Here is a 13,352-nt window from a genome sequence, read left to right on the forward strand (position 1 = left end):
ATTATGAATCACCTCCTGCTGAAAGCAATTCATTAATAATTCTTTTCACTTCATGTCTTTCACCCGATAATACGAGCATATCGCCAGCTTCAATAATAGAGTCTGGACCTGGATTAAAGAATTTCTTCATATTCTTTTTCAAAATAGCAATAATCGTTACGTTATATGTTTTTCTGACATGTAAGCTACCAATTGTTTGTTGTACGACTGGTGCATTATTTTCCACCTTAAACCATTCAATTGATAATCCTTCAAAAGCCATCTCAATTGTATCTAACGCTTGTGGTCTATATACCATTCCGCCCAATATAGCTGCAATTTGTCTCGCTTCAGAATCACGAAGAGAAATGCTTGAAATACTCTCATCATGATCCTCATCAAAATGATACATTTCTCTTCGGCCATCATCATGAATAACGATAACCATCTTTTCATTACCTTTTGTTATAACTTCAAATTTACATCCAATGCCCGGTAATTCACTCTCTCTAATATTCATATTCCCGCCTCCTAAAGTTTTTAGTTACGGCTTTTACAAATCGACATCAATCTCTGTTTTAAATTCTTCATCTTTTGAGATTCCCAAATACTTTAATGTCTCTGAAGGTGTCGCGTGATGAAAATGTTTTTGTAATAGCGCAATCGCTATCCCTCTTTTGTATGCATGAAATCCAAACGTTTTTCTCATTGAGTTTGTTCCGATTTTACCAACAATCCCAACTGCTTCAGCAGCATTATGAATTACACGATACGCTTGTTGGCGCGTAATTGAATTTGTCGTTTTATTAGATTGAAATACGTAGTTTTCTCTTTGAGCATTAATAGATTGTACGTACTCTAAAAGTGCTTCTTTTACTTTTGTATTTAAATAAATATCTTGTTTAAACTTTTCATCTTTCACAGGAAGAGAATAAAACTCTTTAACAGTTCCATCTTCATTTAATACCTCTTCAAATTTCATACTAAGTAGCTCAGTAATCTTTAATCCTGTGTTAATTCCAATAACAAATAAAAGATAATCTCGCTGTGAGTGCTCTTTTAAATACTTTTTCATAGCCTCAATTTGGCTTATATCTTTTAATGCCTCTACAACTTCCATACATGTATTCTCCTCATCTTATGAACGGTAATTTTCTCATCATGTTGTCCATTTTACCTTATCACGCTATGAGATTTCCATGTATTATCCATTATTTTCACAATATACTTCTGTGGTCTCGGCAATTTTTAATGTGGAAACTTACGATTGTACAAATACGATGTGGTTAGAAAAAAATGTGGGGATAAAGGTTCAGCCTCTTTCTACAGATCGGATTCCTCCTTTCATTATCCAGCTGCTTCTACTTTTATATTATGTTACTTATTTACATTATATTATATATTTCAGTAACATTAAAGTGTTTTTTCTGAAAATATAAAAAACCGAGCACTTTCACTCGGCTTTTTACGTATTAATCTTCTTTTGGAAGCACAATTCCTTTATACAATTGAACTGTGATGAAGTAATAAACTGCATAAATAACTACGAAAATAACAATCGGTAACCAAATACGGAAGTACGGATCAACTAAAATAAACCCGAAAATATTCATACCAACTAATACGTGAGCGATACCTACAATTGCTGGGAATAAGAATACTAAGAATAACTCTTTATAAATAGATTTCGTTAATAATTCACGGCGCACACCGATTTTACGAAGCATTTGATAACGTGTAATATCTTTTGATGCACCAGAAAGAATTTTAAACATTAAACAACTTGCCATCATTGCTAAGAATGCAATTCCAAGGAAGAAGCCCATAAATACAGTTCCACTCGCAACGCCGTAGAACATGTCATACACTTGATATTTACTACTCATTTGCTCAGCTTTTACATTTTTATATTTAACTAGTTGCAACTCGTCAATTTTTTTCCATTCTTTTGTATATGCTACGAAATCGTCTGTTTTTCCAGTAAATACGATTCCTTCTTTACCATTTACATTATCGTACATTTTTTGATCTACAACTTTAATGGCACGATCTTGATATATATAATATGGTTGGATTGTTCTAAATGCCTCATCCCATTCTTCAGGCATTGCTTTTTCATTTTTATCTTGCTCTGATCTCACTCCTGCTAGTGTACCTACTGGAGCTTCTCCTGAAACTTCTTTATATTTACCGAAACTTTCTTTACCTACACCATCTCGAATAAATGGTTTATGTTTCTCTAACTCTTCTTTTACATAATAAATATATTTGTCGTCTACTTTATAACGGTACTCAGCTTTATTTTTAAATGATATACCATCTAAAATTTTCTTCTCTTCAGCTGTAGGATTATGAACAATTGAATCATAAATTTCAAATCCATCAACCGTTTTTATAACGTTATTTTTGAACGCCATACCGCCTGAAATAGCACCGGCTCCAAGAGCAACTAACATCGCTACCGTCGCAAGAACCTTTGTTAAACTATTAATACGGAAGTTTAATTGTGCAAATGTAAAAGCGTTAAGTCCTTTTTCACTACGCTTTTTATTACTCTTTAACTTTTTAATAATAACCGGAAGAAGTGAACCAAATAGCATATAAGTACCAGCTGTTGTTGTAATTAATGCAATAAGAATTCCCATCTCTCTTAATGTTTCCATATTCATCATAGCTGCATATCCAATGCCTAATAAAATAACAGCAAGGAATGCAACTAAACCTGTTATTTTTCCTTTTACCGCAACACGTTCTGTTTGTGCATCTGCATGTACAAGTTGCAGTACAGAAATACGTGATAATTTAATACTATTCATAATTGCCGATAATACAAATAGTGCGAAGAAGAAAATGCAAGTAACAGTCATAGATGGTAGATAAAATGCTTTATAGCCTTCACCAGCAAATTCTAATTGTTTCATTAATAACTGTCCAATACCTTCTGCAAGTCCTACACCAACTGTAATACCAATCGCAAGAGACGCAGCACCTAATACAATCGTTTCAATAAACATAAGCAATGTAACTTTATGTTTTTTTGCTCCTAACATCATATACATACCAAACTCTTTTTGACGAAGAGATAATAAGAAAGAGTTCGCATATAAAATATAGAAGAACGTTATAATGGCTAGTAAAAATGAACCTGCCTGGAATACGAATCCAATTGATTGAATAACTGAGTTAGATTCGATAAACGCTTTATTCAGCGCTAACGTTTGGAACATATAAAAAATTGAGATAGACATGACAAGACCAACAAGTAAGACGATATAATCTTTCAGCTTACTCTTCAGCCCCGACATGGAAAGTTTAAATAACATACTGGAACCTCCTTTCTTACGCTTTTTGTGTACCTAAATCTGCAAGTACATCTAAAATTTCTTTGTAGAACTCTTCACGCGTACTACCGCGATGAATTTCTTTATATAGCTCACCATCTTGAATGAATAAAATACGCTGACAGTAACTTGCACTATACGGATCATGCGTAACCATCATAATTGATACACCTTGATCTTTATTTAAGTTTGTCATCGCATTAAGTAAACTCGTTGCATTTTTAGAATCAAGAGCTCCTGTTGGCTCGTCCCCTAAAATAATTGCTGGCTCATGCACAAGCGCGCGTGCTGCTGCTGAACGCTGCTTTTGTCCACCAGATACTTCAGATGGATACTTTTGAAGAATTTCTGTAATCCCTAGCATATCCGCTACTTTTTCTACTTTCGGTCCAATATTACGTGATGAAACACCTTGAAGGGAAAGTGGAAGTGCGATGTTTTCATAAATAGATAAGTTCTCTAATAAGTTAAAGTCTTGGAAGATAAATCCTAATTTTTGTGAACGGAAATCAGAAAGCTCACCTTGCTTCATTTTCGTAATATCCGTACCCGCAATTTCAACAACGCCGCCCGTTGCTTTATCAAGCGTTGAAATTACATTTAATAATGTCGTTTTACCAGAACCAGATGGTCCCATAATTCCAACAAACTCACCCTCTTGAATTGAGAATGAAACACCTTTTAACGCGTGTGATTGGTTCTCACCTTTTTTACCGTACACTTTTTGAACGTTTTTCACGTCTACAACTGGTTTCGTCATATATATCCTCCTACGCTTGTTTTTCCATTACCTATTTTGCGCCTTTTAGAAGAGAACTGCTATTTGTTAACATTACAATTACCTTACACTTTTGTAATATAAAAAAGGTGGGCGTGTAAGGTTCGTTGATAAATGAAATTTTATTAGCGTTTTTTCAAATATATCGGCGATTCTTCCACTGTTATCAGCGATTCGCCAAAGAATATCAATTTACCGAAAAAAGATGACAATAAAAATAGGCTATTCCACAAAAGGAACAGCCTACTTCTCTCTTTATTTCTTTAAAGGTGTTACCGTCCAGTACGTAATAACACGCCAAATCCATTCTAATGGACCCATTTTAAAGATTTTCATCCAAATTACACTAAACACAATTTGAATTGCGTAAATTGCGATACACACATATAGTGTCTGCATGTATGTTAAGTTTCCTGCGAAGTTAAATACACTACCAGCAATTAAAATCATTGCAGTTTGTCCGATATAATTCGTTAAAGCCATACGACCGTAGTATTTCAATGGTGCTAACAATGTTTGAACTGGTTTTAACTGAAGTAATAAAATTAATGCTCCTACATAGAAAGCTGAAATAATTGGTCCAACTGTAACACCAATTTTTAAGAATTGACCTGCAGCATCCATTGTTCCATCTTCATTCATAAGTATCATATTTACAAATGGATTAGCAGGCACTTGTCCATATTGATACCATACAGCTACGACACTTAAAACAAACATAACACCTGTAAAAATAGCGACTTTCTTTATGTTTTTTGAAAGATTTTCAAACACATGATATTGCCCTGCAGCAAGACCTAATAAAATTAAGCCGAGTGGTAATAGTTCTTTAACACCCATTACACTAAAGGCAATTGTTAAAATAAGACCAATAACTAAGTTCACTTGTTTTTTCGCTTTATAAAATGGTAAAACGATTAACCCGCAAATTGCATATAACGTTAATGCCTCTCCAGGCTGAAACATGTAATGAATCAAACCGAAAATAAATAATGCAACTAAGCGGCGTAGAAATAGAACGTATCCATTCTTCCCTTTCGCAATTGCTCTCGTAATAAAGATGTAGAATCCTACTCCAAATAAGAATGAGAAGATTGAGAAGAAACGACCTTCTACAAATAAGTATAGAAACCTTTGATAACTTGCATCCACTGTATTAGGATCTGGAATTTTAATATTAAGTAGTGCAAGAATATTTACTAAAATAATCCCCAGTAGTGCGAAACCACGAATGTAATCTAACTCATCAATTCGTTTGTTTGTAATATTGTTCCCCATAAAGCAACTCCTTGTCCAAAATTTAATCCTCCCTTACTCTACTGGAGAAGTAGGCTTATAACTATCGGTAAACCTTACAGTAATCTTACATTATTGTCATATAGCAAAATAAAACCAGGTCATATTGCGACCTGGTTTACTCTGATTGCTTCGATTTTTGAGGTTGTCCCTTTTTACTGTTCCGCTGTTTTACTTGAACAATCGGATCAAGTTCATTTGAAAACTCAGCGTTATGTCCATTTTGCGTTTTTTGCTCTGGGTTATTTTGATCTGAACGTTTCGCCATTACATTCACTCCTTATTAGTGCGGTGTAATAATCATTTGATGTTGCAGTTGGCGAATTGCCATGCGTGCTCTATTTAACTGCTCACGTTGCTCATCATTCGCATGTTGTTGCATCGTTTGTAAATCGTTATACGCTTGTTCTAATTGTAACTGCGCATCCGAATACTCCATCGTATTATAATGCTCTTGTCTCATACCTTGGTCTAATTGTTCTTTCGCATATTCCACCGCTTGTTCCGCTTGTGTAATATACGATTCAAGTGATTGACGCTCTGCCATAATTGTCCCTCCTTGCTTCAATTCCCCTTTAGTGTGTCCCTTCCATATGAACCTTATGAGTATGTTATAATGGATTTTGTTTCATTTTGACTCGGCTTAGGAGGGAAAGTAATGAAGGTTCAAAACCCTTTTCCATATACAAACGACAATAAACGTTATCATACATGGAATTACCATTTACGAAATGAATTTGGTGAAAAAATCTTTAAAGTTTCATTAGATGCTGGCTTCGATTGCCCGAACCGTGACGGTACAGTTGCTTACGGTGGTTGTACATTTTGTAGTGCTGCCGGATCTGGTGACTTCGCTGGTGATCGCCGCGATGATGTTATAACGCAATATCATGAAATGAAAGAAAAAATGCGCTCAAAGTGGAAAGACGGAAAATGTATCGCTTATTTCCAGGCATACACAAATACACATGCACCACTTGAAGTGTTAAAAGAAAAATTCGAACCGCTTCTAGCAGAAAAAGACGTTGTCGGTCTTTCTATTGCGACTCGTCCAGATTGTTTACCAGACGATGTCGTTGAATATTTAGCGGACTTAAATAAACGCACATACCTTTGGGTTGAACTCGGTTTACAAACTGTTCACGAACGAACTGCAAACCTTATTAATCGCGCTCACGATTACCCATCTTACGTGGAAGGTGTAAATAAATTACGTAAGCATGGCATTAGAGTTTGCTCTCATATTATTAACGGTCTTCCACTTGAAGATTACGACATGATGATGGAAACAGCTCGTGAAGTAGCGAAGCTTGATGTACAAGGAATTAAAATTCATTTACTTCACTTATTAAAAGGAACGCCAATGGTGAAGCAATATGAAAAAGGACAATTAGAATTCCTTTCTCTTGAAGATTACGTAGGTCTCGTTGTTGACCAACTTGAAATGATTCCAGAAGACGTAATTGTGCACCGCATCACAGGTGACGGTCCACCTGATTTAATGATTGGCCCAATGTGGAGCTTAAATAAATGGGAAGTATTAAATTCCATCGATGCAGAATTTGTACGCCGCGGAAGCTGGCAAGGAAAATATGCAAATGAGGAGAAACAACAATGAAATTAGAACGTGTATTACCGTTTGCTCGCACATTACTGCAAACGGCAGTAAAAGAAGGCGATTACGCTGTAGATGCAACGCTCGGCAATGGACATGACACATGCTTCCTAGCTGAAATCGTTGGAGATAACGGAAAAGTATTTGGATTTGATATTCAAAAAGAAGCAATTGAAAGCTCTACTATCCGTCTAAAAGAAAAAGAGCTTTTTGAACGTACTGTTTTAGTTCACGATAGTCACGATACGCTTCTATCCGTACTACCAGAAGATGCAAAAGGAAAAGTAACAGGCGCTATCTTCAACTTAGGTTACCTTCCTGGTGGTGACAAGCATATCGTTACAAAACCGAACTCAACACTCTCGGCAATTGAACAATTACTAGAAGTAATGGCACCTGAAGGAATCATCGTCCTTGTCATTTACCACGGACACCCAGAAGGACAAGTAGAACGCGACGCTGTTCTCAAATTTGCAGAAGAACTCGACCAAAAACAAGCTCACGTACTACGATACGGCTTCATTAACCAGCAAAATAACCCACCATTTATTGTGGCGATTGAGAAGCGATAATATATCGACGATTTTTCAATTATATCTATCGTAACTCGGGATATATCAACGATTTTTTCGATATATCGACGATTCGACACAACATATCGACTTATCGACAAAAGATAACAAAAAAAGACGTGCACTCATTGCACGTCTTTTTGTTTTTCTCCTATATAATGGATATATACACTATTTAAAGAAAGAAGGATAGAACTTTGCTAGTAGAACTAAGGGGAATTCAAAAGAAGTATGGCAAATCACTTATACTAGACAACATTGATTTATCCATTCCAGAAGGAGAAGCGCTCGCTATTATTGGCGGGAACGGGACTGGAAAAAGTACGCTACTCAAAATAATTGCAGGATTTATTTCACCTACAACAGGGACACTTCAAAGAAAAGAACATATACAAATTGGCTATGTACCTGAACATTTTCCTGAAGGGATTCGTTTTACATTAGAGGATTATTTATATCATCTCGGCCACATCCACGGTTTATCAACAAAATATTTAAAAGATAAAATTCCGATGCTTCTTGAATCTTTTCATTTACATCATGCAAGGCATTCCGTTGTACGAAACTTTTCAAAAGGTATGAAACAAAAAACTGGCATTATGCAAGCATTGCTTACGGACGTCCATTTATTAATTTTAGATGAACCTCTTTCTGGGCTCGATCCTAACTCTCAGCAAGAACTAGAACATATTTTACTCTCATTAAAACAACACGGCATATCTATACTCTTCACATGTCACGAAAAACAACTACTAGAAAACTTCGCCGATAGAATTGTGACGTTAGCAAATCATACAATCGCAGAAGATACCGCTGTACAAAAAGGGGCAGAACAAGTCTATATTGAAGCAATCGTTCACGAAACATTTTCAGCGATAGAACTACGGAAACAATTAGGATTTATACACGTTGCACACAATTCAAATCAAAACCTTATTCAATTACAAATCGAAAAAGAATATACAAACGAAATGCTTCAGTTTTTATTACATAAAAAAGCATCTATCACACTGCTACAACCTAACTTTTAAATCGAAAGAAGGTTTATTATGTTCGCGCTTATTCGTTACCATTTTCTCGACTATACAAAATCGTATAAGTACGTCCCTCCTATTGCGATGTACTTTGTGAGCTTACTTTTTGTATATACATATAAACCGACTCCTATTGTACCGACATACTTAGAAACAGCTCTCGCCCTTTATTTATTATCTGCCTGGATTACAATCACAATTTTTCATACTGAAGACCCTGTACAAGAGCAAATTACTATTTCACACACAAATAACATTTCCACATTATACGTTGGTAAATATATTACAGCTCTTCTCATTTGTACTGTGTTATCTTTTATATCCGTAATCTATCCCATTATTTTGCAAATGTTTAATGAAAAAATGACAGTTTCTTTATTTTTAGTCGGATTTCTCGCTCACATGTCTTTCTCTATACTAGGAATTTCAATTGCAACTTTATTTACTAGAAATATTATTCAAAAAGTAAGCACAGCTTGGCTTAGCCTTACATTCATATTGCTTATAACGATTGCATCTATCCGATTTAAAAAAGAATTACTATGGTTTTTACCACCTGTCGAAAGCTTTCTAATGCTTGGACAATACAAATTTAATATACTTACTCACACGCTATGGCTCACAGCTTGGGCTATCGTATATTCATTTTTATTACTTACTTTATTTCTTTTTATCGTTCGCAAAAAACGTTTTTAATTACATATTAAAGGAGACAAACCAATGATCGGAATACTAGCAGGAATGGGACCAAAATCAACTGGACCATTCGTCGATACGGTTGTAGCAGGGTGCCAAACAATATACGGAGCAAAGCATGATATAGACTTTCCTCATATGATGATTTATTCTTGCCCAACACCATTTTACATGGATCGCCCCATTGATCACGAAGCAATGAAAAAAGCGATTATTGAAGGGGCGCAAAAGCTTGAAAGTACTGGTGTAGAATTTATCGCTATGCCGTGCAATACGGCACATCTTTATTTTGAGGAATTACAACGTTCTATTTCTATTCCTATTTTGAATATAGTCGACGAGACGTTACAAGCTATTCCTGAAAATACAAAAAGAGTCGCTCTTCTCGCAACAGAAGCGACAATTCAAGCTGGTATTTACCAAGATGGGATTACAAAACGTAATATAGAATACATTCATCATGAAAAATGGCAAGAAATGATTAATCAAATTATTACTTATATTAAAAGTGGAGAAGTTGAAGAAGCTCGCAAATTATGGGATGCGCTCGTTTTACAATTGAAAGATGAAGTTGATACCGCCATTATTGCATGTACCGATTTGAACGTGGTGGCGAATGAGGAATTTGTCGATTCCGCTCAATGTCTTGCTGAGGCGGTTGTGAAGATGTATGCAGAAACTATAAGGGGGTCCCAATGAATATACCTTTTGAAATGGGATACACATTTGATGAAAATCTTAGAGAAAAGCCTATATCCCTTGCTGAAATGAAGCAGGGGATTGTATTTTTGAAAGAACATTTACATGAAGATTCGTTATATGGAAAAAGCTGCGGATTAATTGGCGTTTATGAACGAATCGCTGGCAACCTTTCTGAAAGTAAATATTACTTACAGGAGGCAATTGAAAATTATACACAAACGGATAACATCCAGGGGCTTTTTATTAACAAACTTCGTCTTGCACATACATATCATTGGGAAAGAAAATTTCCTGCTGCAAATGCACTCTTTACCGAACTTCTACAAACACTACCAGACTTACCGGCTTATGAAGACTTCTTCTACCAACATTACGGAAAAAGTAAATTAGATGAAGGTTACTTCCATACTGCCTTATCTTATTTTCAAAAGACACTTCAAATCAGACTACAAAAAGGAAATGAAGAGTTGATTCACTCAACTAAGCTTTGCATTACGTATTGTATGTCTCACCGATGAAAATCCCCAAAACTTTTAACATTTTTCACAATTCCTTCAAAATATCCACACTTAATCTCGCTATATTAAAATGAGGAATTTATTCATATAGGGAAGGTTAGGGGAACTGAAAGTATGAAAGCAAATCGTTCGCTTCATTACATTTTTTGGCGTTGGCATTTTTATGCTGGGCTTTTTATTACGCCGCTTCTTATTACATTGTCACTGAGCGGGATTGGGTATTTATTTCGTGAAGAGGTTGAAGATTTCATCTATAAAGATTTATATTTTGGGAAGAGCGCCCAAACAGAATCTATTTCGATGTCTGATTCTATTTCCTTAACAGAGAAAAAATATCCGCATTATAGTGTGGCAAAAATTAGTGAGTTTCATGGGGATTATAATACGAGACTTACTATTGCAAATGAATATACTGGGCAACAAAAATATGTGTATTTAGATAGTAATAATCAAATTGTTGGAGATCAAAATGCAAGTGAAACGTTTGCCAATATAATGAGGGAATTACATAGTTCTCTTTTAGTTGGTGGTACTGTCGTTAACTACATTGTAGAGCTTGCGGCATGCTGGACAATCTTTTTAATTTTTACTGGGTTGTATATGAGTATACGCCAGTTCAAAAACACACCGGCCTCCAGTAAACGAGAAAAAGCAAAACGACGTCATTCTATTATCGGTATTATATTTACAATTCCTCTCGTTTTGCTAGTCGCATCTGGATTGCCTTGGTCAGGATTTATGGGTAACCAAATTTATAAAATCGCATCTTCGAATGAATCGCTCGGGTATCCGAAATTATATATGGCACCGCCTGAATCGAAGGTAAAAGAATTACCATGGGCAACAAGAAAAGAAGCTCCTCCTGAATCGAACTCAAATGAACCGAAAGCAATTTCTGTCGATGAATTACAAAAAGGAATTGAAATAAAAAAACCATATGTTATCTCGTTACCAACTGATCCGAAAGGTGTATTCACCATTTCGAAATCGAGCGGTTCTGGTATTACGGGTATGCACGTCGCACCAAATGAAGAAATAACAGCTTATTTTGATCAATATAGCGGAAAACTTATTTCCAAAACGGACTATCGTGATTATGGATTATTTGCACAATGGTTCACTTACGGTATCCCGCTTCACGAAGGACATTTATTCGGATGGCCAAATAAAATATTATGCTTATTAACGACATTATCTTTATTACTTCTTATTTATTACGGAATAAAAATGTGGTTAGCAAGAAAGCCGAAAGGAAAATTAGCAGCACCGCCAAAACAAAGAGATAAAAAAAGCATAATCGTTTTCTTTATCATGATGGTTATACTAGGCGCTGTCATGCCTTTATTCGGACTATCTGTTTTAGTTATTTTCGCGGTTGAACTTCTTATATATGCATTTACAAAAATACGATCATAATGAAAAAGCATTTGTACTACCGTGTACAAATGCTTTTTTATTTACTATTTTCTTTTTTTCTACCACTTATTAAAAAGACAATATCTACTATAATAATTGCGCCAATTATTACTTGTGGCACATAATCCATCATAGTAGGACCACTTGGCCTATTCATCATATACATTCCAGTTACAAATGAAATTGATAATAAGACTAAGAGTGTTACTTCAATGTGATCATATAGCTTTTGAAAGACATACTTCATTTCCGCCACCAAATTTACCATATTATAACAAAAAACCACTCTACAAGAGTGGTTTTCTTCATCACTGCGCCATTTTCTTTCGGTACATCTTCCCGTTCCAATAGAAGAATCGTGAAGTAAGCCCTCCGTATTTTACAATGCGCCGTGCCATTTTGTGCATATTCTTTTGTGCTGATACTTTTTGATCTGATAAATAAATACCAAGTAACCCTCGGCTTATGAGACGATGAAACTTCGCATGAGGTAAATCACCAATGCTCTTCTCTGCTTCTTCTACAAAATGTTTCATACGATCTAATATCGCTTGCTCATTTTCATAATAACTACAGAAATTCAAATCCCCGCCTATACGGTCTTCTTCTTGATCGATGAAATAATCAAGTAAAATGTGAAGTCCTTGTACGTAAGGGAAGTATCCTTGTCTAATTTTCGCAATATCTTCATCATGTAATTCATCATGAAATGCATATGCGACAAGACTGAAAATTCCAAGTGTAGAACCGGCACATGCTGAAAATTCAAACCAACTCATCTCTGGTAAGTTTTCTTTATGTGCTTCAAACCATGTTTTTAAGCGTGGTTCTCTTTCTTCTAACTTCACGTGTTTATGAATTTGCAAATCACAATAATAACAAGCAAGTTCATGAAGAACAGGAGCAATTTTGTCATAGTGCTTCGTTTTCTTTAAAACATCTTGGCATGTTTCAACAAGTTCATCTAAGTAACCACCATCGTCTTGATCATCACGATAGCGATAATAATTACCGCCACCTTCTACTTCAGGTGATAATGCCATTAACATAGATTCATGCAGTGCGGCAAAATCATTCGGATCAAGTGATGTACTGCGGTCACATAAATTATCTAAATAATCGCTGATTGTTTGATACGCTACGATAAAACGAATGCATTCCTCTCGGTGCTCATTTGCTAACAGCGCTAAAATACCACCGCCTTCGCAATGAAACGTTTTATTCTCAATACTTGCGATTGCCTGACTATGAAGCTCATCATTCGGAATATGGTAGGCACGCTCTTTCCACACCGCTAGCTCATGGTGTACTACCGGAAACACATCACGGTATACTTTCGCCATGAGCGTTATGGGATTACTCGGTACGTTCACTTCTTCCTTCATCTCCTCTATTCAATGTACAA

At 35.6% G+C, this 13,352-nt stretch carries 16 protein-coding genes; 7 read left to right on the plus strand and 9 right to left on the minus strand.

From position 1 onward, the window contains the following. Nucleotide 1: 1 nt before the first annotated feature. From QCI41_RS14290 to QCI41_RS14320, 7 genes are all read right to left on the minus strand, one after another. The gene (locus tag QCI41_RS14290) at nucleotides 2–499 is read right to left on the minus strand and encodes a cation:proton antiporter regulatory subunit (protein ID WP_353837245.1); all 498 of its coding nucleotides are present in this window, start codon (nucleotides 497–499) and stop codon (nucleotides 2–4) included. A gap of 33 nt (nucleotides 500–532) precedes the next feature. Continuing rightward, nucleotides 533–1,099 carry a tyrosine-type recombinase/integrase gene (locus QCI41_RS14295; protein WP_046958681.1) on the minus strand — a complete coding sequence of 189 codons (567 nt, stop codon included), beginning with the start codon at nucleotides 1,097–1,099 and terminating at the stop codon, nucleotides 533–535. Nucleotides 1,100–1,451: 352 nt separating this feature from the next. Continuing rightward, a complete protein-coding gene (locus tag QCI41_RS14300) occupies nucleotides 1,452–3,302 on the minus strand; it encodes an FtsX-like permease family protein (RefSeq protein ID WP_353837244.1) in 1,851 nt (616 codons plus the stop codon). Between the two features lie 16 nt (nucleotides 3,303–3,318). Then, nucleotides 3,319–4,080, minus strand: coding sequence for an ABC transporter ATP-binding protein (locus QCI41_RS14305; protein ID WP_353837243.1), 762 nt, complete (start codon nucleotides 4,078–4,080; stop codon nucleotides 3,319–3,321). A 273-nt stretch (nucleotides 4,081–4,353) separates the two neighbouring features. Further along, nucleotides 4,354–5,376, minus strand: a complete 1,023-nt coding sequence (locus QCI41_RS14310) for a DUF418 domain-containing protein (RefSeq protein ID WP_353837242.1) — start codon at nucleotides 5,374–5,376, stop codon at nucleotides 4,354–4,356. Between the two features lie 136 nt (nucleotides 5,377–5,512). Beyond that, nucleotides 5,513–5,662, minus strand: coding sequence for a hypothetical protein (locus QCI41_RS14315; protein ID WP_001129340.1), 150 nt, complete (start codon nucleotides 5,660–5,662; stop codon nucleotides 5,513–5,515). Between the two features lie 15 nt (nucleotides 5,663–5,677). Next, nucleotides 5,678–5,941 (minus strand): YtzC family protein, encoded by a 264-nt coding sequence (locus QCI41_RS14320; RefSeq protein WP_000840869.1) that lies wholly within the window; start codon nucleotides 5,939–5,941, stop codon nucleotides 5,678–5,680. Between the two features lie 111 nt (nucleotides 5,942–6,052). Here QCI41_RS14320 and mnmL point away from each other — a divergent pair, with 111 nt between their 5' ends. From mnmL to QCI41_RS14355, 7 genes are all read left to right on the plus strand, one after another. Further along, nucleotides 6,053–7,012 (plus strand): tRNA modification radical SAM protein MnmL/YtqA, encoded by a 960-nt coding sequence (gene mnmL / locus QCI41_RS14325; RefSeq protein WP_353837241.1) that lies wholly within the window; start codon nucleotides 6,053–6,055, stop codon nucleotides 7,010–7,012. Then, entirely contained in the window at nucleotides 7,009–7,581 is a 573-nt protein-coding gene (gene mnmM / locus QCI41_RS14330; RefSeq protein WP_088064619.1) for a tRNA 5-(aminomethyl)-2-thiouridylate-methyltransferase MnmM, read from the plus strand. Before mnmL ends, mnmM begins: the two co-directional genes overlap by 4 nt. A gap of 197 nt (nucleotides 7,582–7,778) precedes the next feature. Then, nucleotides 7,779–8,612, plus strand: coding sequence for an ABC transporter ATP-binding protein (locus tag QCI41_RS14335; protein ID WP_353837240.1), 834 nt, complete (start codon nucleotides 7,779–7,781; stop codon nucleotides 8,610–8,612). An 18-nt stretch (nucleotides 8,613–8,630) separates the two neighbouring features. After that, entirely contained in the window at nucleotides 8,631–9,311 is a 681-nt protein-coding gene (locus tag QCI41_RS14340) for an ABC transporter permease (protein WP_353837239.1), read from the plus strand. Nucleotides 9,312–9,335: 24 nt separating this feature from the next. Beyond that, nucleotides 9,336–10,010: an aspartate/glutamate racemase family protein gene (locus QCI41_RS14345; protein WP_353837238.1), complete on the plus strand. Its 675-nt coding sequence runs from the start codon at nucleotides 9,336–9,338 to the stop codon at nucleotides 10,008–10,010. Further along, entirely contained in the window at nucleotides 10,007–10,531 is a 525-nt protein-coding gene (locus QCI41_RS14350; protein ID WP_353837237.1) for a hypothetical protein, read from the plus strand. The genes QCI41_RS14345 and QCI41_RS14350 overlap by 4 nt, the downstream gene beginning before the upstream one ends. A 114-nt stretch (nucleotides 10,532–10,645) precedes the next feature. Beyond that, entirely contained in the window at nucleotides 10,646–11,947 is a 1,302-nt protein-coding gene (locus tag QCI41_RS14355) for a PepSY-associated TM helix domain-containing protein (RefSeq protein WP_353837236.1), read from the plus strand. Between the two features lie 37 nt (nucleotides 11,948–11,984). On the opposite strand, the gene QCI41_RS14360 is transcribed toward QCI41_RS14355, so the two are convergent. Then, nucleotides 11,985–12,194: a hypothetical protein gene (locus tag QCI41_RS14360; protein WP_353837235.1), complete on the minus strand. Its 210-nt coding sequence runs from the start codon at nucleotides 12,192–12,194 to the stop codon at nucleotides 11,985–11,987. Between the two features lie 61 nt (nucleotides 12,195–12,255). Next, entirely contained in the window at nucleotides 12,256–13,320 is a 1,065-nt protein-coding gene (locus tag QCI41_RS14365) for a tetraprenyl-beta-curcumene synthase family protein (protein WP_353837234.1), read from the minus strand. Nucleotides 13,321–13,352 lie beyond the last annotated feature (32 nt).

It is taken from the genome of Bacillus cereus group sp. MG4, assembly GCF_040460055.1.
GTDB lineage: Bacteria > Bacillota > Bacilli > Bacillales > Bacillaceae_G > Bacillus_A > Bacillus_A wiedmannii.